Consider the following 24,201-nt stretch of genomic DNA (forward strand, 5'->3'; position numbering starts at 1 on the left):
GAAGCGGTCAAATACACGATTCATATTCTATGCCGATCATGGCGTAACGCCAGAGATTTCAAAAACCACTCTGTCGTGGCGGCCTTGCGTGTCCATGACGGTAAGCGTATACCGGCCGTCTTGCGCCAGCACTAAATTAAACGGATGGCTCGACGCGCCGTGTTTCACCACACGCCCATCAAGCATCCACCATACTTCGCCTTCGGCGCCTTGCACATCGACATCCAGCGCCACTTGCTTGCTGCCTGGCACGGGCCGCAGCACCGATCCATTTGCAACGCCACCCAAGCGCAAAGGCCCTTGCGTGGCGTCGGCATAACCGGCAAACGACGGCGGCGCCGTGTCATTCAGCAGCCAGGCCGCGCGCTGTTCGGGACATTCCCCCGAGGGCACGCTGCCCAATCTGTAACCCAAGGGCCAGCACGTGACCGCTGCCTGCACCGTTTCGGGCCGGCTGCGCACCTGCTGCGCGCCTTCTGGCAATGCCGCCACAATATCCTGCAGTAGCGGCGCCGCCACATTCGCCCCAAAAAATCCGGGGTTCGGCGTTCCATCGGGCCTGCCGACCCAAACGCCAATCGTCCATCTGTCGGTCACCCCGATGGCCCAGGCGTCGCGGAATCCGAAGCTGGTTCCGGTCTTCCAGGCCAGCCGCCGGGCCGGACTGCCCGACTGATAAAACGGCCGGTCAGGGTGCCCGCCGCCTTCGAGAATATCGCGAACGATCCAGGCGGCTCCAGGGCTCATCATACGGGACTCAATCCGAGGCTGCTCCGCCCGCAGGCGGGGCCGCCCAGAGATGCCGCCCCGGGCCAAGGCCCGATAAGCACCCACCAATTCTTCCAATGTGGTGCCACCCCCGCCCAAAATCAAGCTCAAATTTGGATCTGCACCCGCGGGCAAACGTAACCGTACCCCGCCCGACAGCATCATCGATGCAAAACTGACGGGGCCAACACGGTCCAGCAAGTCCACGGCGGGCACGTTCAGCGACCGCTGCAGCGCCTGCGCCACACTGATCGGCCCCGAAAATGCCGCCTGGAAATTACCGGGCGCGTAACCGCCGAACGACATGGGCGCATCGATCAGCAGGCTTTCCGAGTGAATCAGCCCCTCGTCCAGCGCCTGCGCGTACAGAAACGGCTTCAGAGTAGAACCCGGCGAGCGCACGCCACGCACCATATCCACATGCGCATAACGGGTATCGTCGGAAAAATCAGCCGATCCGGCGTAGGCCTTGACCTCGAGCGTATCGTTATCCATGACCAGCACGGCCATGGACACCTTGGGCGGCAGGCCGTCAACGCGGTCCAGCAACATTTGTTCCACCGACGCCTGCATGTCGGCATCCAGCGTGGACGACACCAGCGGCGGGCGTTCGCCCGGACGGCGCGACGCAGCCTTGCCACCCGCCTCTTGCAACAGCCGTTGCGCGGCCAGCGGCGCGAGCCAACGCGCACGCAGCGGCGGCGCAATCACGTTTTCGATCTTGGCATCAGCCACTTCCGCCGGCGTCCAGCGGCCCAGCTCGGCCATGCGGTCCAGCACCTTGTCGCGCGCGGCTTGAGCGGCGTCGGGATGACGGTCGGGCCGTAGTCTGGATGGGGCCTGCGGCAAGGCGGTCAGCATCGCGGCTTCGGCCGGGCTCAAGTTGCGGGCCGACTTGCCCAGCCACAGCCGCGAGCCCATTTCCACGCCTTCCACAATGCCGCCCATCGGCGCATGCGTCAGGTACAGCGACAGGATTTCGTCCTTGCTGTAGTGCATTTCCAGCTGCACCGCGCGCCACGCTTGCCGCAATTTGGCGGACATCGAGCGCGACGGCTTGCCGGCTAGTTGAGGGTCAATCAGGCGCGCCACCTGCATGGTGAGCGTTGACCCGCCCGACACGATGCGGCGGTTCGTGGCCCATTGCCAGCCAGCGCGCGCAAGCGCCACCGGGTTCACGCCGGGATGCCAGTAGAACCAGCGGTCTTCGTACGTCAGCAGGGTTTCCAGATAGCGGTCGGAAACCTGGTCCGGTTTGACGGGATAACGCCAGATGCCGTCGCGGCTGGGATAGTTGCGCAGCGGCGTGCCGTCGGCAGCGACGACCACGGCCGCGCCGCCCGAGTCGATACGGGGAAGCGGATACAAGCGGTCGAGCACGAATAACAACGCGGCCAGCGCAAACAACACGCTGGCCGCGATGATGCCGCGCCGCCGCCAACGCCGGGCGCGCTGGGCGCCTGGCGTTGAGGTAGCGGCGGCGTTCAAGGACGCTTGGCGCCGCGATCGCGGATGTCGACCGTGCTCCACTGCTCACCCACGCCGCGGATTTCGGGGCGGTACATATCCTCGGCCACCGTCGACGGCACCGCATAGCGGCCCGGCGTCACGACGCGCACCAGATAGAACACATCCACCTTGCCACGGCCCAACGACACGGCGGCCACGTAGCGGTCATCGCGGAACTCGCGATGCTTGATGTTGGAATCCGACATCGCTTCCGCCACGCGGCGGCCGCCAATCGTCCATTCCTGCATCTCGGGGCTTTGCGACAGGTTCAGGTTTTCAACTTCGAAACCTGCCGGCACGCGGTCCTCGATCAAGGCATCAGGAATGATCTGGTTGGCGCTGGCCTGCACCCACACCACCAGCATGTCGCCGGTTTGCAGGCTGCCGCCATCCCACGGACGGCCGTCCGGGCGATACCAGCCACGCTTCAACTGAATCACGTCGTTGCGCGGCTTGGGCGCCACCGTCGGGCTGCCCTGGATGTCGTATTCAACAAACAGCGATTGCGCACCCGTGTTGATGATCTGCGTATTGGCCAGATCAGCAGCCGGCACAGACACCATCTGATCGCTCTTGCCGCCATCGAGCTCCTTGCGATCGCCATTGACCAGCAGCGCCGCGGACCACGGCGTGCTCTTGTCGCCGCCCATGACGCGTGCGGCCAACAACAGCGACATGCGTTCTTGGGTCGACAGGTACGAGCGGTTGCCCAGTCGCGCCGTCAGTTGCGTCAGCAGGTTTTCCAGGCGGTCATGCTTCAGGCCGTACTGGTTCGCCAGCGCGTATGCCAACGAATAGTCACGCACGCTGCTGCCGTAGTCGCCCAGCCATTCGTCGTAATAGGCGTTGTAGTCGCGGCGCGGGAAACCATATTCGCGCGTCATGGCGGCATCCAGCGCAGACTTCATGCGCCCTTCATCGCCCATCAGCTTGAATGCGGCGGCCAGCTGGATCAGCGGCAGCGGCGAACGCGCCCGTTCCTGGTAGTTGTCGAACAGTTGACGCACCGTGGCAAGCGGCGCCTTCTTGTCGCGAGCCAATGCCAGCACCGCGGTCGCAAGACCGGCGAAACGGCGATGGTCTTCGCGCAGGATGTTGGCGTCGCTGCCGTCGATACGGCCGGCTTCAACGTTGCGGCGCAGGTTCACCGACCACGTGCCAAAGCCATTGGACGTCTGCTGCACTTGCTCCAGCAGCCATTGACGCGAACGGTCCAGCGTGGCTTCGGGCACTTCAAAGCCCTTGTCGCGCGCGTCTTGCAGGAAGCCCACGGCATAGGCCGTCAGCCAGACATCGCGGGACGTCGAGCCGCTCCAGAGGTTGTACGAACCCACGGCGTTGCGCATGCCCGACAAGCGCGCGATAGCGGTCGAGACCTGCGCCGCGCGTTCAGCTTGCGAATGCGGCTTCAGGCCGTATTGCTTGGCGACGTCTGCATCGATCAGCACCCACGGCAAGGCACGGCTGATGGTCTGTTCCGTGCATCCGTACGGATACGCGAGCAGGCCTTCAACCAGGCGGTTGACGTTGAACGGCGGGCGGTTCGACACCGTCACGCTGACCAGCGCCGAATCCGGATAGTACGAAGACACCCACGACGCTTGCGCCGCGTTCGTCTCGCCCGGATTCAGGCGCAGACGGCGCACCTGACGTTCACCCGCGTAGGCCGGCTGCACTTGCAGCACCGATTCGCGCACCAGGTGCACGGGCTTGCCCGCGCCCTGGCCATCAACGGTCAGGCGGATCAGGCCCAGGCCGTACGAACCCGTCGTGGTGGCGTTAAAGCGCAAGGTGGTGCGTTGCTTGTCCTTCAGCGTCAACGTGCGCACGCCATCGGGAATGGCCAGCGGGTCCAGCGCTTCCAGCTTGATCGTGATCTTCTGATCGGAGCCGCTCAGGTTGGATACGTCCAGCGCAATCGCGGCCTGGTCGCCCGGGGTGATGAAGCGCGGCGTGTTCAGTTCGGCCACGATCGGCGCCGCCACCACCATTTCGGTGTCGGTGCTGCCGTAGTTGTCAGCGGTGAAGGCCACTGCCATCAGGCGCAGCGTGCCGTTGAAATCAGGCAGGTCCAGCGGGATGTCCGCTTCGCCTTGCGCGTTCAGCGTCACCGGGCCCGAGAACAGGTCAACAAGCTTGACCTTCTTGGGCAGGCTCTTGCTGTCGCCGCGCATGGCGGCGTCACCGCCCCACTTCAGCTTGCCCTTGGTGCCGTCCATTTTTTCGATCAGCTTGCCGTACATGTCCAGCAACTCGGGCGCGTAACGGTGCTTGCCGAAGAAATAATCCAGCGGATTGGGCGTGGCGTACTGGTTGATGTTCAGGATGCCCACGTCCACGGCAGACAGCGTCACCGTGGCCTGCTTGCCCTGGGCGCCATCCACCTTGACGCGCACGGTCGTCTTGGTTTCGGGCACCGCCTTGGGCGACGCGGTCAGCTTGACGTCCAGCTTGCGGTCGGCGCTGGCGATCGGCAGGAAAGCCAAGCCCAACGCGCGGGCCGGCGTGACGCGGTCGCCTTCGCTACCCGGGCGGAACACGGCGGCGGCCACGTACAGGTCGTGACGCTTCCAGTCCTTGTCGATGGGAATTTCAACTTCCGTGCCCGTCGCTTTCACGGACACCCACTTGGACCACAGCATGCGGTCGCCTTCCACGGTGACCAGCGCCTGGCCGTCGTGCGGCGGCGTCAGCGTGACCTTGACGGTATCGCCCGGCTTGGCCGGCACGCCTTCAAGCTTCATCTGCACGCGGTCGGGGCGGTTGCCCATCGAATCAGCGTCCTGCGCATTCCAGCCCGCATAGAAGCGGTAACGCATCGTCTCGCCCGTTTCCGGGTCGGCAATTTCCAGACGGTAGCGGCCCCACTTGACCGGCACGGTCAGCTGGCTGCGATCTTTCAGCGCGATCTCGCGCGAATCGAGCAGTTCTTCGGTTTCGGTATAGCCGCTGTTCCAGCCGCGCTGGTCGTCGAAACGCCAGTAGTACTGACGCTCTTCGCGGAACAGACGCATCTGGGCCTGGGCCAGCGGTTCGACCTTGCCTTGCGCGTTGACGCGGATCACTTCGAAACCGGCCGGCGCGCCTTCGCGGGCCACGTCGCTGTCGAATTGCGGACGCACGGCAATCAGCTTGTCGGCGGGCCAGACGCTGCGCTCGATCGAACGCACGACCGGGCGGCCGCCCGATTCCAGCAGGCTGGCGGACACGCGCACCTTCATGGGCGAATGCGTGCCGGCCGTGTTCGGATTCACTTCCAGTTGCGCGTAACCCTTGTCGTCCAGCGCCGCTTCGGGCAGTTCGCCAAAGGTGCGGCGGGAATCATCGGCCACGTCGCCAAAGATGAAGCCCGGCCATTGCTGCGCCAGCGCGAAACGATCGCGCTTGACCTGGAAGGTCGACAGCAGGCGGTTGCCGGCAGCAGGTGCGCCGTACAGGTAGTCGCCCTGCACATCCACCGTCAATTCTTCGTCGGGCGACAGCACTTCCTGCTCGGACGTCAGCGCCATCTTCATGCGCTCAGGCAGGAATTCCTCGACCTGGAATTTCCACGACGCATCCGGCGCGCGCGACGCGGGGTCGACACGCAACTCGAGCAGCCAGGTACCGGTTTGCGCATCCAGCGGCAGAGCAATGGCGCGCTCAACATAGCCCACCAAATCTTTGTTCGGCTGCCACAACGTGGTCTGCACCACACGGCCATCGGGGCGCTTGATGGTGGCGGTGAGCGGCGCGGGGGTCAGCATGCGGCCGTCGAGATCGCGCGGCAGCACCGACACGTTGAACGTTTCGCCCGGGCGGTACAGATTACGGCCGGCGTAGACAAACAGGTTGTTCGGGCGCGAGGAATGGCCGCCCGTGTCGAATTCCGACAGGTCCAACGCCGGCTCGGCCAGCGCCAGCACCGTCATTTCCTTATCGCGCGAGGCGCGGATGACGCGCGCATTGGTGAAGCTGCCTTCAAAGCGGACATGGCCCTGCCCGTCGGCAGCGGCCTTGGCCAGCGACTTGCCGCTGCCGTCCACCAGTTCGAACACGGCGCCAGAGATCGCCTGGCCGGACTTCAGCGACACGGAATAGGCTTCGATGCGGTCGCTGTAGCGGCGCGCATGCAGACCGATGTCGCTGACGTAGAAGTACGTGACTTGGTATTCGTAGCGGAAACGGCCGGGCTGGCTCATCACCGCGATGTAGATGCCGGGCTCTTGCAGTTCCTTCACGCCTTCAACAGGCAGGAACGTCACATGGCGGCGGTTGGGCTTGTCGTCCGTCAGGAAGCGGCCTTGGTAGACGCTGGTCGTCAACGAATTCAGGCGGTCCAGATCCCAGTTGCTGACCGAACCCTTCAGGCTGCGGTTGTCGGAATAGCGCCAGCCATCATCTTCGTTGTAGCCGCCCTCGTCGTCCTCGGACTCGGTGGCCGTGTTGCGGCCAATGCCCAACACGGTTTCGAACAGTTCGGGCACGCGGTCAGGCGCCACGCGCAGGAACTGCACGTCGACTTCCGACACGTTGACGGTCGCCACGGGCAAACCGCCGTTCTGACCGGCCGGCAGCACCACGCCGCGGCTGGCGAAGTAGAACGAAGGCGGCATGGCCTGCGTGTTCACTTCGCAGTTGGTCGTTTCCGCCAGCACGACCTTGTCGCCCACGCCGGCCAGACCGGAGCGGACCGTGATCGCGTACTTGCGTTGCGGCTGGATGAACGGGAAATACACCATGCGCGGGTTTTCGCCCACGATCCAGTTGCCCTTCAGGATCTTGCCTTTAGGCGCGGAGTCGCCTGCCTTGACCGAGGCGGGCTGGTCGGACGTTGCAGACTCGCTGCTTTCGCCGTCCTTGCCCGAAGACGCACCCAGGTCGGTGACCTGCAGGAAATTGTCCAGGTTGCCTTTGGCGTCAACCGGCTGCGTGAAGGTGACGGATAGCGCCAACGCATCGTTGTATTGGCGCGGCTGGCACGTCAATGCCGCAAAAGGATCTGCTGCGCCCACTGTCGCGCTGGCGGGCAGCACAGGCTTGGCTTCGCCTGCGGCCGGCGTGGCCGGAGTCGCCGTACTGGCCGCAGGGGCCGACACAGGCGCCGGCGCCGGGCTCGCCGCCTGGCGATCCTTGCCCATCCACCAACCCGCGCCAATCGCGCCCGCTAATACCGCAACGCCGGCAACCGCCAGCCAGGTCTTACTGATCTTTCCACTCACGGCAAACCCCTCCGCCTACTCAACCACAACGCTCCTTAGCGGCGGAGCTGCCGACCAACGCGATCCGCGCGCTTCCCGGTGCGCGGATACTGCTGTTCAACTCATGGACAGCACAACGCCGCCATCGCTGGCGGCGTCTTCATTCTTAGTATTAAACGGGTTCCATCACGCATTGAAGCGGGTGCTGACGCGCCCGCGCATACTGGCCCACTTGCGCAATACGGGTAGCCGCGAGATCGCGGGGATACACCCCGCATACTCCACGCCCTTCGTGATGCACTTGCAGCATGATCCGCGTGGCCTCTTCGTGGTTCTTATTGAAAAATTTCTGCAAGACTTTCACGACGAATTCCATCGGCGTGTAGTCGTCGTTCAACAACAGCACTTGATACATCGGAGGCGGCGCGGCGCGTGCCGGTGCCTTCTCGACGGCCAAATCATGCTGGGTATCCAAGGTAGAACTCATAGGGCGGCTATTCTATTTAAACTGGGGACGCCTAACGCGCAACTTACGCAAAATTACACGCAGAAATACGTAGTTTCCATACTTGACGACACGAAGAAAAGCGGCGCATTATCAGCGCATTCTGGGGTTTTCAACTCATCGAAAATCTGCCAGGAAGCCGGAGGGGGGGACAGAGGTCTAGACCGCGATGCCCTTCTGTCAACATACGATTCAATGAGGCAGTCCGCATGTCTGATCCGACCGCAACCGCCGTCCAAGGGGACAATCCCAAATCGACGGGCACCGTCAAATGGTTCAACGATGCAAAGGGGTTTGGCTTCATTACGCCCGACGACGGCGGTGAAGATTTGTTCGCCCACTTTTCGTCCATCCAGATGAATGGTTTTAAAACCCTGAAAGAAGGCCAGAAAGTGGCCTTCGAAATTATCCAGGGGCCCAAAGGTAAACAGGCACTTAATATCACGGCTGCCTGAGTTACCCTTAAAGTGCAACGGTAAGGTTGCACCATTATCAGGCGGGGCTTTCGAGCCCCGCCTTGTTATTTTCTAATTACTGCGCCAGGCCATGCTGAAGAATGCCGAGTTGTTCCCTGTCAGTCGCACGTTGTTTAAGACAGCGTCATCAATCGTTAAACCCGCATGGTTGAAAGCGTTATCAGCGGCGTTGGCCGCCGCCGCATTCGCACTGTCTGCCAGCGCCCACGCACAAACCGGACCGCAACCGCAATTGCCCACCACGCAATTGTCGGCGGGCATCCATATTATCCGCGCAGAAGTCGCCAATACTGACGCCACCCGCCAAAGCGGACTGATGTTCCGTAAAGAGCTGCCCGGTAACGACGGCATGCTGTTCGTGTTCGAGCAGCCCGACGTGCAGTGCTTCTGGATGCGCAACACCCTGCTGCCGCTCTCGATTGCCTTTATCGCCGACGACGGCACGATCGTCAACATCGATGACATGGCGCCCCAGACCGAAGACCCGCATTGCGCGAAGAAGCCCGTGCGCTACGCCCTGGAAATGGCCCAAGGCTGGTTCGACCAGCATGGCATCAAGGCCGGCCGGAAAATCGACGGCCTGCCCTGAACGGCCCGCTCAGAGGCGGCCACACCCCCGCCAGATACAGCAAGGGAGCCCCGCGGGGCTCCCTTTTCATTTCCGCCCCGGACGAAGCGGCGGAAAAAACAACACTTCAGGGATCAGACGCGCTCGATGATCAGCGCAATGCCTTGACCCACGCCGATGCACATCGTGCACAGTGCGTAGCGGCCGCCCGTGCGGTGCAGTTGGTTGATCGCGGTGGTGGCCAGACGCGCGCCGGAGGCGCCCAGGGGGTGACCCAGGGCGATCGCGCCGCCGTTGGGGTTCACACGCGGATCGTTGTCGGCCAGACCCAGTTGGCGCATCACGGCCAGGCCTTGTGCGGCAAACGCTTCGTTCAGTTCGATGACGTCCATCTGGTCCAGCGTGAGGCCGGTTTGCGCCAGCACCTTCAGCGTGGCGGGCGCCGGGCCGATGCCCATGATGCGCGGCGCAACGCCAGCGGTTGCCATGCCAACCACGCGAGCGCGCGGGGTCAGGCCGTGGCGAGCGGCAGCCTTTTCGTCAGCCAGCAGCAGCGCAGCGGCGCCGTCGTTCACGCCCGAGGCGTTGCCGGCCGTGACGGAACCGCCTTCACGAACCACGCCCTTCAGCTTGGCCAGCGATTCCAGGCTGGTTTCGCGCGGGTGCTCGTCCTTCGACACGACGATGGCGTCGCCCTTCTTTTGTGCGATCGAGACCGGCACGATCTCGGCATCGAACACGCCTTCTTTCTGCGCGCGAGCCGTCTTCTGCTGGCTGGCCAGCGCGAACAAGTCCTGGTCTTCGCGGCTGATCCTGAAATCGTCGGCGACGTTTTCGGCCGTTTCCGGCATGGAATCCACGCCGTACTGCGCCTTCATCAGCTTGTTGATGAAGCGCCAGCCGATCGTCGTGTCATAGATGGCGGCGTTGCGCGAAAACGCGCTGTCGGCCTTGCCCATGACGAACGGCGCACGGCTCATGCTTTCGACGCCGCCAGCCAGCATCAGGCCGGCTTCACCGGCGCGAATGGCGCGGGCGGCGGTGCCAATGGCGTCCAGGCCCGAACCGCACAGGCGGTTGACGGTGGCGCCGGGCACTTCGATCGGCAGACCGGCCAGCAGCGTGGCCATGCGGGCGACGTTGCGGTTGTCTTCGCCAGCCTGGTTCGCGCAACCCATGATCGCGTCATCCAGTTCTTCCCAGCGCACGCCGGGGTTGCGCGCTACCAGCGCCTTGATGGCGACAGCGGCCAGATCGTCGGGGCGCACCGATGCCAGCGCGCCGCCGTAGCGGCCGAAGGGAGTGCGGATCGCATCACAAATAAAGGCATTCACGGTCATGAGAAGCTCGGAGTGAAGTGAGAAAAACGGGATCGGACGATCTTAACGCAGCGCTTTTCGCGCCATATTGGTGCACGACCAGGATGTCCGCCACACGGACAGTGTCCAGTAGGTGTTCACCCTGATTGTGCACCGCGCACGCACGGCTTCGGTGCGTAATGAAGGGGCGTGGCTGTCGTTGCGTGGCTGGAACAGCGGGCTGAGCCACGCCCCATCAGCCCGCCGGCGCCTTCGCTTGCGATGCGCCCGCATCGCCCTTCGCGGCCCGGCCGGCCTCGACAATGGCTTGCCGGCGGAAGCGCCCTGCCGCCAGATGGTAGAACGGTTGCGGGCAGAACTGGCGTGACACGCCCGAGGCCAGCAGCGAGCACACCAGCAGCCAGAACAGCATCGGCTGGCTGCCCGTCATTTCCATCACCACCACGCTGGCGGTCAGCGGCGCCTGGGTGGCTGCGGCCAGAAACGCCGCCATCGACACCAGCACCAGCACGCGCTGGTCCACGCCCTCGCCCGCCAATTCCCAGATATGCTGGCCGATGCCCGCGCCCGTGGTCAGCGCGGGCGTGAAGATGCCGCCCGGAATGCCTGCCCAATAAGACGCGACGGTCGCCGCCAGTTTGGCCAGGCCAAAACCCGCCGGCGCGGTGTCTTGGCCCGACAGCAGATTGGCCGCCACGCCGTAGCCCGTGCCGTACACGGTGCCAGCGGTACACAGGCCGATCACGGCCAGAATCAGCCCCATGATGAACGCCGTCCAGATGGGATGCGTGCGTATCCAGGCGCGCCATGCGGCGGGCGCTGCCCCGGCTGCGCCCTTGCCCAGCAAGCGCGCAAAAATGCCGCCCAGCGCGCCATTGATCGCACCGCACACGACAATCCACATGACCATGCCGTGCGCCAACGGCGCGCCGCCGAACACGCCGAAGTACGGGTTGTTGCCTTGCACGGCCACCACCAGAAAGCCGGCCGCCAGCACGCCAATCAGCACCAGCCGCTGCCAGCGCAGCACCGTGCCACGGCCCAGTTCTTCAATCGCGAAAATGACGCCGGCAAGCGGCGCGTTGAAGGCAGCGGCCAGGCCGCCTGCGGCCCCTGCGGCGATCAGTTCGTTGGCGTGAAAGCCGCGCAGTTGCACGCCGCGCCGCTTCCAGAAGTCGCCCCAGGCCAGCATCAGCGCCGCGCCCACCTGCACCGATGGGCCTTCGCGGCCGATTGATGCGCCGGCCAGCATGCCGAAGAACGCCAGGGGAATTTTCCAAAGGGTTTGCAGAAGGGACACCAGACTGCTTTGGCTGGGGCCGGGCGGCAGTGACAGCGCGCCAATGACTTGAGGAATGCCGCTGCCCGCGGCATTGGGCGCGAAGCGCAGCGTCAGCCAGCGCAAAGCGGCCAGACTGAACGGCAACACAATCAAGGCCAGCCAACCGTTGTGGCCCACCCATTCGCGGTTCCAGTCCAAGGCCTTGTCGGCCAGATACGCAAAGCCCAGCGACATCAACGCCACCAAACCGGCACCGCCCAGCAACAGCGCCATTTGCAGGCTCTTGCGTGACAGACGATTGATTTGGCGCACCTTTCGGCGCATCAGGCGGCGGACGCCGGCGGAGGTCCGGCGGAAAGAATCAGTCAGGCTCATGGGCTGCTGGCAGACGGCGGAAAGTGGCTAACCTTACCATTCCAACCTGACCCGCAGCTCAAAAACCGAGACAAAACGAGCACGGCGAATCCGCCGCCGCGCTCGTTCTGCCACCGGCTTAGAAGGTCGACCAGTCGTCGTCCGACGCGTTGGCCAGCGCGGGGCGCGCTTGCGACGGGCGTGCCGCCGATGCCGCCGGTTTCCTCGTCACGACCGGCACGGCCTGCACCAGGCGGGCTTGTGCATGGCCTGCCGAACCGCTGCTGGCGTCGACCTTGAAGCGGCGCACTTCCTGCGCCAGTCGGCGGGCCTGCTCTTGCATGCTGGCCGCAGCCGCCGCCGCTTCTTCCACCAGCGCCGCGTTCTGCTGCGTCACGGTGTCCATCTGCGCCACGGCCTGGTTCACCTGGCCGATGCCGGACGATTGCTCTTCCGACGCGCTGGCAATTTCGCGCACCAGAATTGCCACCTGACGCACGCTGTCGACCACTTCACGCATGGTGCGTCCGGCTTCATCGACCTGACGCGTGCCGCCTTCAACGCGCGTGGCCGACTCATCGATCAAGGCCTTGATTTCCTTGGCGGCCACGGCCGAGCGTTGCGCCAAGGTGCGCACTTCGCCTGCCACCACCGCAAAGCCACGGCCCTGCTCTCCCGCACGCGCGGCTTCTACGGCAGCGTTAAGCGCCAGGATGTTGGTCTGGAACGCAATACCGTCGATCACGCCGGTGATATCGGCGATGCGGCGCGAGCTGTCGGAAATGGCGCTCATGGTCTGCACGACGCCTTCAACCACCTCACCGCCACGCACGGCAACGCTGGAGGCCTGCGTGACCAGACGGTCGGCTTCGCTAGCGTTGTTGGCGTTCTGCTGCACGGTGCTGGTCAGCTCTTCCATCGACGCGGCGGTTTCTTCCAACGACGACGCCTGCTCTTCCGTGCGTTGCGACAAGTCGGAGTTGCCTTGCGCGATCTGCGACGAGGCCGAGGCGATGCTCTCACAGCCGTCACGCACATCAGCAACGATGCGGGCCAGGCTTTCGTTCATGGCCTTGAGCGCGCTCATCAGCTCGCCCGTTTCGTCGCGCGTGGCGACCTGGATATCAGTCGTGAGGTCGCCTGCGGCAACCTGGCGCGCGGCCGATACCGCTTGCTGCAACGGACGCACGATGCCGCGCGTCACCAGCCAGCCCAGCAGCATGCCAATCGCCACGCCCATCACGGCCAGCACGATCATGATCAAGCGCACGGTGTCGTACAGATTCGTGGCTTGGTCAACGGACTGCGCCGTGGACTTTTCCTTGCCCACGGCCAGGTCGGTCATCAAGTCATCAAGCTTTTGCGACGACGCAATGACGCGCTTTTCGATCTCGAGCACCTTCGGGTCCGTTTGCGTCATCGACTGCGATTTCGCTGCCGCGAAGAACGCTTCAGACTCACGCTTCCAGACCTGCTCGGTCTCCACGAACTGGGCCAGCAGGCGCTTGCCGTCTTCTTCATGGAAGTTCTTCGCAGCCTTCTCACGCAGCACGACCATGTTCTTTACCGCATCGTCAAACTGCTTCTTCAACGCCTGACGATCCTGCTCGGTGGTGGCGGCCAGATAGCCGCTGCGGGCGCGGCCCGCGTAGATCAGGTTGATATTGGCTTCTTTCAGATCCGATATGCCACGCAGCTCGGTGTCATACAGCCGATCATTCAATTCATTGATCCGAGACARCCCCCAAACGCCGAACGCCCCGATCGCGCCGCCGATCAGCGCCACAAGCAAAAACGCGCCCGACAGGCGCGCCCCAATGCGCAAGCCCGAAAATAACCGCAACATGCTTCCCTTCCCTGTAGATACCCCGGTTTATGGCGGGCAAGCCGCAGTCCTGGGCCCCGTGGTTCAGTCTCAGACCGATGGCAACAATAGCGGGACGAAATCCTAGGGAGAACCCTAAAGAAAAGGGTGTTTCTTCGTCATTTCTTCGCAATGAATTCGACAATCGACAGGTTTTTGTCAGCTGAATTTTTCCTGAACGAAAAAAAGAAAACCCCTTGCGGTTCGCAAGGGGTTTGGTCGGGGGCCGCGACGCAAGGGCCGCGGCGTCGCCCCGCTTTACCGATCAGGCAAAGTTCTTGGCGGCGAACTCCCAGTTCACCAAGGCCCAGAAGTTTTCCAGATACTTGGGACGCGCGTTGCGGTAGTCGATGTAGTACGCGTGTTCCCAGACATCACAGGTGAGCAGCGGCTTGTCGGCCGTGGTCAGCGGGGTAGCAGCGTTGCTGGTGTTGACGATGTCAACCGAACCATCCGCCTTCTTGACCAGCCAGGTCCAGCCCGAACCGAAGTTGCCGGCTGCCGACTTGTTGAACGCTTCCTTGAAAGCGTCGAAGCTGCCCCACTTGGCGTTGATGGCGTCAGCCAGCTTGCCCGAGGGTGCGCCGCCGGCCTTGGGGGCCAGGCTGTTCCAGTAGAACGTGTGGTTCCAGATTTGAGCGGCGTTGTTGAAAATGCCACCCGAGGACTTCTTCACGATGTCTTCCAGCGACAGCGTTTCGAATTCCGTACCCGGGATCAGGTTGTTCAGGTTCGTGACGTACGTCTGGTGATGCTTACCGTAGTGGAACTCCAGCGTTTCCTTGGAGATGTGCGGAGCCAGCGCGTCCAGTTCGTAAGGCAGGGGGGGAAGAGTATGTGCCATGTGTTGGTTCCTTCTGTTGAGTGCACGATCAAGCCGTTCAATTGTATCGGCAACTAATGAGGATACCTTGTTAAACCCGCGCCCGTGCGGGGTTAACGGATGCATGTGCTTATGCGATGGCGCGCATTGATTTTGTAAACGCTACTCTTTCTCGTATCGCAGTTCCCTGCCCGCGCTGGACTCAACCAGCGCGCCGTCTTTGTGCCGCGTGAACGTCTTGTGCATCGGCGTGCCGGCGGCCGATTCAGGCACCTCGACATCGATGCGGATGGCGCGTGCGCCGGCATCAATCTTGCTGACATCAACCGGATGCCAGCGCGCGCCCGAGGGCAGCGGCAGGAACACGGACAAGGCCTTCAACGTACCCGGCGCGATCGGCGCCGTGACGCCATCCGCGCCTTCCGAGGAGCGCGGCCCGCCGCCATAGTCGGCATCCGTTGACGACATCGCCACATCGATTTTGACGGGACGGTCGCGGTAGTACACGCGCACAGTCAGGGGATCGGCGCTTGCCGCCCCCGACTCGGCATGCACCGCCGCGATGGGGGAATCCGGTTGTATCGGCGGCGTGTCCAGGAACACCTGCTTGCCGTCGCTGCGCCACGTGCCGCGCGCCGAGATATCGACCGCGCCGTAGCTCATGATGTAGTCGAAGCTGCCATCATGCGACAACAGCAATTCGCTGCCCACTTCCCGCACGCCACGCAGTGAGTAGTGGCCAGGCAAACTGGAAGCATCGGTGGATTTGCTGGCGGCTTTGGCGCTGCCACGCGGCGCGGGCGCGGGCGGTGCGCACGTGGCAGTCAATGACACGCCAGCGTCTTGCAAGACCTTTGCGAACGCGGGCGCAGACTGGCACGCCAGCGTGTACGAAAACGTTTGCCCCGGCGGCGCAGACGCATTGTCGAAACGGGCATGGTGACGCGCCAGCAAGGCCAGCATGCGGGGCTGCCCCGTTTCCAGCGCCACCCATGCCGGGCTGCGGCCCGCCGCGTCAGCCAAATCCGGCTGCGCGCCCGCGCTCAACATCGCGTCGGCCAGGTCTTCGCGGCCCAGCTCGATGGCGGCGATCAAGGGCGTTTGGCCATTGTCGAGCACCGCGTCCAATGCCCCGTGCGACGCCTGCACCCATTGCAGCATGGGCACGACTTCACCCTGCCGCGCCACGATCAACTGCCGGCTGTGCAGCAACTGCGACACGATGCGTTGCGGCAACGGCGCGGCGTCGCGCACGCACGCGCCCTGCTCGCCCGTAAAGCCCGCCGCCCGCAATTGCGCAAAGAAACCCGGCTTGTCCAACAGATTGAGCTCGCCGCGTTCCGGCACGCACGCGTCCGCGATGCGTTGCCCCGTGGCCTGACTGACCCGCTGCACCAGCGCCATGTCGCCCGAGGCCACTGCCGCGTTCAACAAGGCATACCGCGCGGGCGCGCGCGGCAGGCGCGGGTCGTCCAGCTTGGCGCCTGCGCGCAGCAGACGATCCAGCATCGCGGTGTCCTGCCGGCCAATCAACCAATACAAGGCGCTTTCGCCATTGGGCGCCAGGCCTGCCGGGTCGACACGCTTGGCCAGCAAGGCGTCGACGACCGGCGCCTGGCCGGAGGTGGCGGCCAATATCAACAAGGGCGTGGGGTCGCCGGCGCTGTCGCGCGGCAGTTCGATGGACGCGCCCGCGTCGATCAGCATCAAGGCCAGCGCCGTGTCGCGGTTCTCGAGCGCACGGCGAATGGCGTTCGCCCCCAACGACTTCAAATCGAATCCGGCATCGGCGAACTGCCGCAGCGTGGCCGCGTCCCCGGCCTCAAGGGCAACATCCACTGCCGACTTCACGTCGTAGCCGTCACGCTTGACGCGCGGGTCCGCCCCCGCCGCCAGCAGCAGCTTGACGGCATCAGGCTTGCGGGCCTGGACGGCTTCGGCCAGCGGCGTGTTGCCATACTCATCGAGCGGATCGCCGTCCACGGCTGCACCCAATTCCAGCAGGCGTTGCAGCGTCTTCACGTCACCCTGCCGCGCGGCAAGATTCATGATCGGCCGCGCCTGCATTTCCAACTTTGTGAACACCATGGCGCTGCCTCGCGTCTGCGGGCCATGCTGCGTAAACGGCATGCCTTTACGCAGCAATTGCGCGGCAATGTCGGGGTGGCCGCCTGCCACCGCGGCTTGTGCGGCATCCAGCCAGACGTCGCGCCCGCCGGTTTCGCCGTAGCTCGTTGCGGAAATATGGCGCGGGCCCAACTCCATCAGCACGGGTACCGCGCCGGCGTTACCCAGGTAGGCCGCCAACGCCAATGCGGTCAGGCCGTCTTCATAGGCGGGCTTGCTGCCGGTTGCGGCCAAGGCTTTCAAGGGCGCGGCGCCTTCGGTCAATTCCACCATCGGCCCCCACGCCAGGTAGTCCGCCACGTCAGGTTCGAAATCCGCAAAGGGCTTGGCCGCGCCGGCCTTGAACAAGGCCAGCACCATCTGCGTCATCGACGCGCGATCCACCATGCGCGGCAGATACGTCATGCGCACGGCAAATTCAAAATCGCGGTTCAGCAGGAAATCCAAAGGCGTGCGGTTTTCATCGCCGCGCTGGTTTGGCTTTGCGCCAGCGGCAAGCAGGCTGTCCATGATCTCGGGCGTGCCATACAGCAAGGCCAGATGAAGAGGCGGCCGACGCGATTCGTAGGTGACGTCATCCAGCGCGGGCTTCGTGGCCAGCAGCGCGGCCAGCATGCGGGTGCGGGCCGGCAAGATCGCCTGATACGCCTTGCGGATATTGGCGGCGTCTTCCGGCGTGATGCTCCAGTACACGTCTTTGGCGCGCAAGGCGCGCGGCGGCATCAGCAAGGCATGCAGCAGCGGAATGCCATCCAGGGCGTAGTCGCCGGGATGATCCACCGCAGGCAGCGCGGCAAGGAACGCGGCGTCGTCGCTTGCACGGACGGCGGCAAACAGCGCCTGCGTTTGCGGCGTATCGGCGGTTTTGTATTCGCGGTAAAGCGATTCGCAGTCGCAGGGTTTGCTTGGAGGCTGGTCCGCCACTTGTTGGGCTTTACTGGATTCCACGGCGGTCGGGTCGACCTTTACGCTTTCAGAGGCAGCCGCTTCGGCCTGTGCGAATACCGGGGGCCCCATCGCGATTGCCGCGCCGGCCAGAACGCCGGTTAACCAAGCCTTGCTTGCCTTGTGCTGCATCGCGTCGCCTTAGAGTGCGTCGTAAAGTCAGTGCGTTGAAAAGACAGCGGGTCGAAAAGTCAGTGCATTGAAAAGTCAGTGGGTCGAACAGCCCGTGGGTCGCGGATTACTGGGCCGGGTTCAACCCGACGAAAGCATCAGCCGGGGTCGCGCGTCTTGCGGGTTTGCTGAACTTCAACCTGGGCGCCGCCTTGCGCAAAGCTCAGGTCCAGTGCTTGGCCCGCCGCCAAGGCAGACGCGTCGCGCACGATATGGCCATCGGCGTCGCGCGCAATGGCGTAACCGCGCGACAAGGTATTGCCGGGGTCCAGCGCACGCAGTTGAGCGGAGGCTGCCGCCAGCCGGTTACGGCCTTGGACAAGCAGACGCGCATGCGCCTGGCCGAGCTGGCGCGTGGCGCTGGCCAGGCGATCGGCCGCGCGGCCGGTATCAGGCACGCGATGCGTCAAACGCTGCGCCAGCAGATTGACGCGCGCCGTGCGCCGGCCTTGCGGACCCGACCACGCAGACGCCAACCGGAAGCGCAGGCCATTCAACCGTTCGCGCTGATGCTCAAGCCGTTGCGCGGGCGACACCAGCTGGCCCGACGCGCGGTCCAGCCGCTGCGCGGCGCGTTCCAGGCGGCGTTGCTGGCCTCGCACCATGGTCTGGGCCGATTGCATGACCCGGCCCATCAACTCTGACCTGGGCACGCAAGCCAGTTCGGCGGCGGCAGTGGGGGTGGGTGCACGCACGTCCGCCACAAAATCCACAATGGTGAAGTCGGTTTCGTGGCCTACGCCACTGATCACGGGAATGTCGCTGGCCGCGACCTGACGCGCCAGATCTTCGTCGTTAAAGCTCCACAAGTCTTCGATGCTGCCCCCGCCGCGCACCAGCAGCAGCGTGTCAACTTCGGCACGCTCGTTGGCCAGGCGGACCTGGGCGGCGAGCCTGCCGGCCGCGTCCGCCCCCTGAACCGGGGCCGGATAGATGATGACGGGCACCTGGGGCGCACGCCGGGCCAGCGCCGACAACACATCGCGCAGCGCCGCGGCGTGCAGCGAGGTAATCACCCCGATAGCGCGCGGCAGCCGGACGGGCTCGCGCTTGCGGGCAGGATCGAACAGGCCTTCAGAGGCCAATTGCTCTTTCAGCCGCAGAAATGCTTCATATAGATTGCCCAGCCCGGCGCGCCGCATGGCGTCGGCCTGCAACTGGTAGTCGCCCCGGGGCTCGTACAGCGACACCCTGGCCCGAATTTCGACCTGGTCGCCTGCGCGCGGCACGAAACCGACTGCACTGGCGCGGCTTCGGAACATGACTGCCCGCACCGAGGCCCGGCTGTCCTTGAGCGTGAAGTACCAATGCCCGGATGCCGCCTGCGTGAAGTTGGAAATCTCTCCGCGCACCCATAACGCCGGGATGCTGCGCTCCAACAACTGCCCCACTGCTTGGTTTAGCTGGGCAACTGTCAGGATATCCCGCGTGAATGCGTTGTTTGTGACTGCAAATTCAATTGTCATGGGGCTTTCCGATGCGTACCTGTCCACAGGGCATACGTAGCGGGCCGCAATGATACCGCGTTCACAGATTTTTGCAGCGGCGGCCCTGACAGCCAATAAATTCCGCACAAGGTACTGATTTTTATAGGATTTTTATAAAAACCCAGTTGCGCTCAATTGAAGCAAACAAGCGCCAGCCCCGTGCCCACAAGCGTTTCGGCAGAGTTTTACACAGAATTATCCACAACTTCTGTGGATAATTCCGGCACTTGTCCGCCTTGCCACAACCCCGCCGCACCGTTACAGTTTCGTCTTGATCAGACGTCTGCACGCGCCGTTCTGCGCGCCCGGATTCCCCCAGGAGTTGAACGCTTTGCTATCCATTCTGCGCGAGGCCGGCTGGCCTATCTGGCCCCTGCTGGCCACCTCCGTGCTGGGTCTGGCGCTGATCTTCGAGCGCTTCCTGTCGCTGCGCCGCAGCCTGATCCTGCCGCGTGGCCTGAATGAACAGGTCGCCGACATGCTGCGCAATCATCAGGACACCCCGGAATCCATCAACCGGCTGGAACGCAATTCCCCGCTGGGCCGCGTGCTGGCAGAGGTGATGCGTCACCGTCATCTGCCCCGCGAAGAACTGCGCAACGTGGTCGAAGACACGGGCCGCGCCGTTGCGCACGACCTTAGCCGCTACATTCCCGCCATCGGCACAATTGCCGTGGTGGCGCCGCTGATGGGCCTGTTCGGCACCGTCGTCGGCATGATCGAAATCTTTGGCTCTTACACCCCTGGCGGAGGCGACCCGGCGCAGTTGGCCCGCGGGATCTCGATGGCGCTGTACAACACCGGCTTTGGCATCCTGATCGCCATTCCCGCCATGATCGCGCACCGTTACCTGCGCAGCCGCGTCGACGGTTATCTAAGCGCCATGGAGCAATCCGCGTCGCGCCTGGTGCGCGCCGTGTCGTCGCATTCTGCGGCACGCGAGGGGCGTTCATGAATTTCCGCGGCTCACGGGGTGATCGCGACGAGCTGGACATCAACCTGATTCCGCTCATCGACGTTTTGCTGGTCATCCTGATCTTCCTGGCGGCCACCACGTCGTTCGCACGCTTCACGCAGCTGAAAGTGACGCTGCCGCAAGCCTCGTCCGAGCAAGACACCCCGCCCGCGTTGGAAGTGGCCGTCAGCCAGGATGGGCGGTATGCGTTGAACGGCACGCTCATCGACGTGTCCACGCCGCCCGAAATCGCCGACGCGCTGCGTCAGGCCGCCGCCGGCAAGCCCGATGCGCTGGTGGTCATCAATGCCGACGCCCAAGCCACCCATCAATCCGTGATCAACATCATGGAAGCCGCCCGCCTGGCGGGCATCGGCCGCGTCAACTTCGCCGCCCAGACCACCCGGTGAGCAATCCGCGTTCGTCCCCTTCGCTGCTGGCCCGCCAGTGGCAGCATGGCGGCTGGCTGTCGACCCTGCTGCTGCCGCTGTCCGCCTTGACCGCGTGGGCAGTGGCGCGCAAGCGCGCCGCTTATCTCAGCGGCGCCAAACCCAGCTACCGCGCCCCCGTGCCGGTGGTGGTGGTGGGCAACGTCTACGTCGGCGGCACGGGCAAAACGCCCATGGTCATCGCCACCGTTGAAGGCCTGCGCGCACGCGGTTACACGCCGGGCGTCGTCAGCCGGGGGTACGGCGTAAAGATCGGCCCCGACGCGCGCGTGGGGGCCGGCGCGCTGGAAGCGGCCCGTTTTGGCGATGAACCCGCATTGATCGCCCGCGCCACGGCCGCCCCCATTTCCGTACACTCCAAGCGCGCACTGGCGGCGCAGGCCTTGTTGAAGGCCCACCCCGAGGTCGATGTCATCGTCTCTGACGACGGCCTGCAGCATCTGGCGCTGGCCCGAGACATCGAAATCGTGGTGCAGGATGCGCGCGGCGTGGGCAACGGGCGTTTGCTGCCCGCCGGCCCCTTGCGCGAACCCGCCAGCCGTTTGCAGGATGTGGATGTGGTGGTGACGAACATCGGCACGGCGGACGGCCGACCGGCCAACACCGGCAATGGCCGGCCCCGGCAAGTGCGGATGTGGCTGGAACCGGGCGATACGCGTCAGATCGAAACGGGCGCCACGCGCCCCTTGGCCGGCTATGCCGGGCAGCCCCGCATCGCAGCGGCCGCCGGCATTGGCAACCCGGAACGCTTCTTCACGACGCTGCGTGCAGCGGGCATCACGTTGGACGCGACCCTGCCCCTGCCCGACCACCACGCTTACGCCGAGTCCCCCTTCAAGACACTGGCGGCGGACACCATCCTGGTMACGTCCAAGGACGCCATCAAGTGCGCCGCCTTGCACGACGCGCGTTTGTGGGAAGTGCCGGTGGCGGCCGCGTTTTCAGACCCGGGTTTGTTTGATTGGCTGGCGCAGGCTCTGCGCCAGCCCGCCCGCGTCCAGCGTTAAAAGAACGCGGATTTCGCGGCGCTGCGGCGCTGTGCGTATTCCAGCAGGGCTTTCTCGCGCATGGACGCGGCGCGCTTGCGCATCACGGCTAACGGCGCATGCACCAGCACCAGCAATGCGGCAAGCAACAGCCACGCCATGCGTGCGGCAGACGGCCACGGGTTGTCCAGGCTGCGCGTGGCGTCGATGGTGATTTCTGGCGCGCCGGAGGCGTCGCTGCCCACGTGCACAACCAGGCCGTTAACCGAGAACGGCATGGCGCCTTCCGGCGAAAACATGCGCTTTTGCTGTTCCCACGCAGCCAGCGGGTCATTCATGCCGCTGTGCTTGAGCTCGGGCAACGCAGCATGCGGGCCGGGCAACACCCGCAGCACCACCCCGCCCCGTTGCGATGCCATCGCCAGTCCGGACGCCCGGTCCAACGCTGCCCTGACTGCGGGTTCCGCACTGGCTCGCGCGCGGCTCTGCACGGCCTTGATCGAAGGGGACAGCATCACGCCTTCGTCGTTACGGCCCTTGGAGGTGAACGTGCCCGCTTCCGCAAGCTTCAGCAGTTCCAGCCAGGATTCCGGCTCTTCCCTGGCCAGCATGATGTTTTCCACAAATTCATGCTTCAGCGCGTCGCACGCGGAGATCGCGTCGCCCGATGCCGATTCACACGCCGCCTCGATGCCCTGCACCGTCTTGGTCAACCCGATCACGTTCGCCGCCGTGACCGATCGCGCGCTGTAGAGCGCCATCGGGTCATTGCGTGATTGCCCCAGCGCCTGGCTGCGGATCAACATATCCATCATCGGGTTGGGCTTGGTTTTCAGGAACGCGCCGGTGTACAGCCGCAGCAGTGGCTCGTCGACGGCCAGCGGGGCGAGTGTGGGCGGGCTGCCCTCCCAGCGCAGTTGGCTGCAATCGAACGCCACCCGGTTCACGGCTTCGTCAGACTGCAATTCGCAACGCGCGCTTCCCCGCAGCGACACGACCGTGCCGACCGCCGGCAGATCCTTGGCCAACGCGGCGGCCGAATCAAACTGCTGCGGTTGCGCGCCGCGTACCCAGGCGCTGGTGAGTGCGGCGTCGCCGTTCAAATTGTCTGCAGTCAGCAACAACGCCCCGCCCGCCAACAGGCCCACGAGCGTCAGCGTGGCGTGCCTGCCCCAGAATACGCGCGGAAACAGGCGCTGCTCTTCGTCCAGCGAGTAGTTGCTGTCCATGCGCACGACGGAGTAATCCTGCACCCGCATGTCGACGTCGATGCGGCCGTCGTCGGGCAAAGTCATCGTGCTGCGCCAATGGTCGGGCAGCTTGATGGGCAACTTGTCGCCCAGGAAAAGCTGCGTTGACACGGCCTGCGAGTTTTCCGGGTTGGTCAGCACGATGACGTTGAGCTCTCCGCGCGCCCGATTCACTTTCTGCGGCGCATCGGGCTGGCGGCGGCGCCAGGTCAGCCACAGGGCCAGCACCGCCAACGCAGCCGCGGCGCCCGCGAACGCCACGCCGCCATCCGCCGCCGTTATCGCCAAGCCGATAAAAGCCAACAGCCACACCATGGCAATCCAGAACGCGATACCCGGCCGTTGGCGCTCGGCGATTTCGGCGGGCGTTTCGTCGCGCTGGTTCAGAATGTCCACGCGCACGGCCTCGGCAAGGTCATGCTCGGAGGCCTGGCCTGCCGGCGTGCCGGTGGGGCGATCTGTGTGCAGCTCGGCCTGCGGCTCAGACGTGTCCAACGGCGCCACATCCTGCAACGCCCCGATTTTTCCGCTGGCCCATTGCTGGTCCTGCTTCTGGCGGCGCTGTTCGCGCTCGCGCCCGCCGGCAAGGTCGAACTCGCCGTTCAAGGCGACGACGATGGCGAATTTCTCGGTCATCACGACTTCGGCCACATTGTCTTCGCGCAGGAAGTCGCGGGCGTCATAGGGCAGCACCACATCCACGCCACCCAGGGTGTCATGCATGGTGGACCCGCCCTGGCCGGTCTCAAGACCGTGCCGCACGAACGCCCCCTTGAGCGGGAAAACGCTGTCATTGACCAGGCTGGCCGTCTTCTTGGGATTCGCGGGCGACACCAGGAACGGCTGCACCATGGCGGCTTCTTGCGCCGACAACGTCCGCAACGCCTGACCTTCATGTTTGAGTTCGCGCAGCGCCCCCTTGTTATCGCTGCGCCGCATCATGTACGTAATCCAGCTGATCAGTGACCACACCAGAATGATCAGCATCAACCCCAGTTTGAGGGTGTTGGAATCCATCTCGCTACTTTCCCTTTGCGTAGAAACGCGGCGGATCATAGCGGGGATGCGTCCCGAATTTTGAAAATGCCGATTCAATTCATGACATTAATTAACCAAACGAGTAAGGACGGCGTTTGCAGACCCGCAAAAATCGGACTTCTCCCAGGACGTGCCGGTCCATCCG

At 64.3% G+C, this 24,201-nt stretch carries 15 protein-coding genes; 5 read left to right on the forward strand and 10 right to left on the reverse strand.

Translation table 11 applies throughout. The features are described 5' to 3' along the window. Positions 1-36: 36 nt before the first annotated feature. The 3 genes from pbpC to clpS all read right to left on the reverse strand — a co-directional run bounded on the left by pbpC (position 37) and on the right by clpS (position 7,944). On the reverse strand, positions 37-2,256 hold the full coding sequence (pbpC, locus tag AC1DB0_RS03580) for a penicillin-binding protein 1C (RefSeq protein ID WP_054424979.1): 2,220 nt from the start codon (positions 2,254-2,256) through the stop codon (positions 37-39). Then, entirely contained in the window at positions 2,253-7,478 is a 5,226-nt protein-coding gene (locus AC1DB0_RS03585; RefSeq protein WP_476756571.1) for an alpha-2-macroglobulin family protein, read from the reverse strand. The genes pbpC and AC1DB0_RS03585 overlap by 4 nt, the downstream gene beginning before the upstream one ends. A gap of 151 nt (positions 7,479-7,629) precedes the next feature. After that, positions 7,630-7,944, reverse strand: a complete 315-nt coding sequence (gene clpS, locus AC1DB0_RS03590) for an ATP-dependent Clp protease adapter ClpS (RefSeq protein ID WP_006220276.1) — start codon at positions 7,942-7,944, stop codon at positions 7,630-7,632. Positions 7,945-8,171: 227 nt separating this feature from the next. Between clpS and AC1DB0_RS03595 the strand changes: the two genes are divergently transcribed. After that, the gene (locus AC1DB0_RS03595; RefSeq protein WP_054424977.1) at positions 8,172-8,417 is read left to right on the forward strand and encodes a cold-shock protein; all 246 of its coding nucleotides are present in this window, start codon (positions 8,172-8,174) and stop codon (positions 8,415-8,417) included. Positions 8,418-8,508: 91 nt separating this feature from the next. Beyond that, positions 8,509-9,027, forward strand: a complete 519-nt coding sequence (locus tag AC1DB0_RS03600) for a DUF192 domain-containing protein (RefSeq protein ID WP_156336713.1) — start codon at positions 8,509-8,511, stop codon at positions 9,025-9,027. Positions 9,028-9,140: 113 nt separating this feature from the next. Here AC1DB0_RS03600 and pcaF read toward each other — a convergent pair whose 3' ends face one another. The 6 genes from pcaF to xseA form a co-directional block, all read right to left on the reverse strand. Continuing rightward, positions 9,141-10,346 (reverse strand): 3-oxoadipyl-CoA thiolase, encoded by a 1,206-nt coding sequence (pcaF, locus tag AC1DB0_RS03605; RefSeq protein ID WP_476756570.1) that lies wholly within the window; start codon positions 10,344-10,346, stop codon positions 9,141-9,143. Positions 10,347-10,560: 214 nt separating this feature from the next. Continuing rightward, positions 10,561-11,982, reverse strand: coding sequence for a chloride channel protein (locus tag AC1DB0_RS03610; protein WP_054424974.1), 1,422 nt, complete (start codon positions 11,980-11,982; stop codon positions 10,561-10,563). Between the two features lie 118 nt (positions 11,983-12,100). After that, a complete protein-coding gene (locus tag AC1DB0_RS03615) occupies positions 12,101-13,807 on the reverse strand; it encodes a methyl-accepting chemotaxis protein (RefSeq protein WP_476756569.1) in 1,707 nt (568 codons plus the stop codon). A gap of 283 nt (positions 13,808-14,090) precedes the next feature. Beyond that, entirely contained in the window at positions 14,091-14,669 is a 579-nt protein-coding gene (sodB, locus tag AC1DB0_RS03620) for a superoxide dismutase [Fe] (RefSeq protein WP_006227881.1), read from the reverse strand. Positions 14,670-14,810: 141 nt separating this feature from the next. Continuing rightward, positions 14,811-17,852 carry an ankyrin repeat domain-containing protein gene (locus tag AC1DB0_RS03625; RefSeq protein WP_476756568.1) on the reverse strand — a complete coding sequence of 1,014 codons (3,042 nt, stop codon included), beginning with the start codon at positions 17,850-17,852 and terminating at the stop codon, positions 14,811-14,813. A 137-nt stretch (positions 17,853-17,989) separates the two neighbouring features. Further along, positions 17,990-19,357: an exodeoxyribonuclease VII large subunit gene (xseA, locus tag AC1DB0_RS03630; protein ID WP_175169373.1), complete on the reverse strand. Its 1,368-nt coding sequence runs from the start codon at positions 19,355-19,357 to the stop codon at positions 17,990-17,992. 352 nt (positions 19,358-19,709) lie between these two features. Here xseA and AC1DB0_RS03635 point away from each other — a divergent pair, with 352 nt between their 5' ends. Genes AC1DB0_RS03635 through lpxK form a run of 3 tightly spaced genes read left to right on the forward strand, consistent with a single transcriptional unit; the run spans position 19,710 to position 21,789 of the window. Beyond that, complete coding sequence (locus AC1DB0_RS03635) at positions 19,710-20,333, forward strand: MotA/TolQ/ExbB proton channel family protein (RefSeq protein ID WP_054424968.1); 624 nt, start codon at positions 19,710-19,712, stop codon at positions 20,331-20,333. Continuing rightward, complete coding sequence (locus AC1DB0_RS03640) at positions 20,330-20,743, forward strand: ExbD/TolR family protein (protein ID WP_054424966.1); 414 nt, start codon at positions 20,330-20,332, stop codon at positions 20,741-20,743. The genes AC1DB0_RS03635 and AC1DB0_RS03640 overlap by 4 nt, the downstream gene beginning before the upstream one ends. Continuing rightward, complete coding sequence (gene lpxK / locus AC1DB0_RS03645) at positions 20,740-21,789, forward strand: tetraacyldisaccharide 4'-kinase (protein ID WP_476756567.1); 1,050 nt, start codon at positions 20,740-20,742, stop codon at positions 21,787-21,789. The genes AC1DB0_RS03640 and lpxK overlap by 4 nt, the downstream gene beginning before the upstream one ends. Here the strand turns inward: lpxK and AC1DB0_RS03650 are convergent. Next, entirely contained in the window at positions 21,786-24,035 is a 2,250-nt protein-coding gene (locus tag AC1DB0_RS03650) for an IgaA/UmoB family intracellular growth attenuator (RefSeq protein ID WP_476756566.1), read from the reverse strand. The two genes, lpxK and AC1DB0_RS03650, sit on opposite strands and share 4 nt — an antisense overlap. Positions 24,036-24,201 lie beyond the last annotated feature (166 nt).

The sequence above is a fragment of the Achromobacter sp. 10T422 genome (assembly GCF_056394065.1).

Excerpts from the sequence above, each read along its gene's own strand:
- clpS (WP_006220276.1), bottom strand. The coding sequence starts at position 7,944 with ATGAGTTCTACCTTGGATACCCAGCATGATTTGGCCGTCGAGAAGGCA.
- AC1DB0_RS03595 (WP_054424977.1), top strand. The coding sequence starts at position 8,172 with ATGTCTGATCCGACCGCAACCGCCGTCCAAGGGGACAATCCCAAATCG.
- AC1DB0_RS03600 (WP_156336713.1), top strand. The coding sequence starts at position 8,509 with ATGCTGAAGAATGCCGAGTTGTTCCCTGTCAGTCGCACGTTGTTTAAG.
- pcaF (WP_476756570.1), bottom strand. The coding sequence starts at position 10,346 with ATGACCGTGAATGCCTTTATTTGTGATGCGATCCGCACTCCCTTCGGC.
- AC1DB0_RS03610 (WP_054424974.1), bottom strand. The coding sequence starts at position 11,982 with ATGAGCCTGACTGATTCTTTCCGCCGGACCTCCGCCGGCGTCCGCCGC.
- sodB (WP_006227881.1), bottom strand. The coding sequence starts at position 14,669 with ATGGCACATACTCTTCCCCCCCTGCCTTACGAACTGGACGCGCTGGCT.
- AC1DB0_RS03625 (WP_476756568.1), bottom strand. The coding sequence starts at position 17,852 with ATGCAGCACAAGGCAAGCAAGGCTTGGTTAACCGGCGTTCTGGCCGGC.
- xseA (WP_175169373.1), bottom strand. The coding sequence starts at position 19,357 with ATGACAATTGAATTTGCAGTCACAAACAACGCATTCACGCGGGATATC.
- AC1DB0_RS03640 (WP_054424966.1), top strand. The coding sequence starts at position 20,330 with ATGAATTTCCGCGGCTCACGGGGTGATCGCGACGAGCTGGACATCAAC.
- AC1DB0_RS03650 (WP_476756566.1), bottom strand. The coding sequence starts at position 24,035 with ATGGATTCCAACACCCTCAAACTGGGGTTGATGCTGATCATTCTGGTG.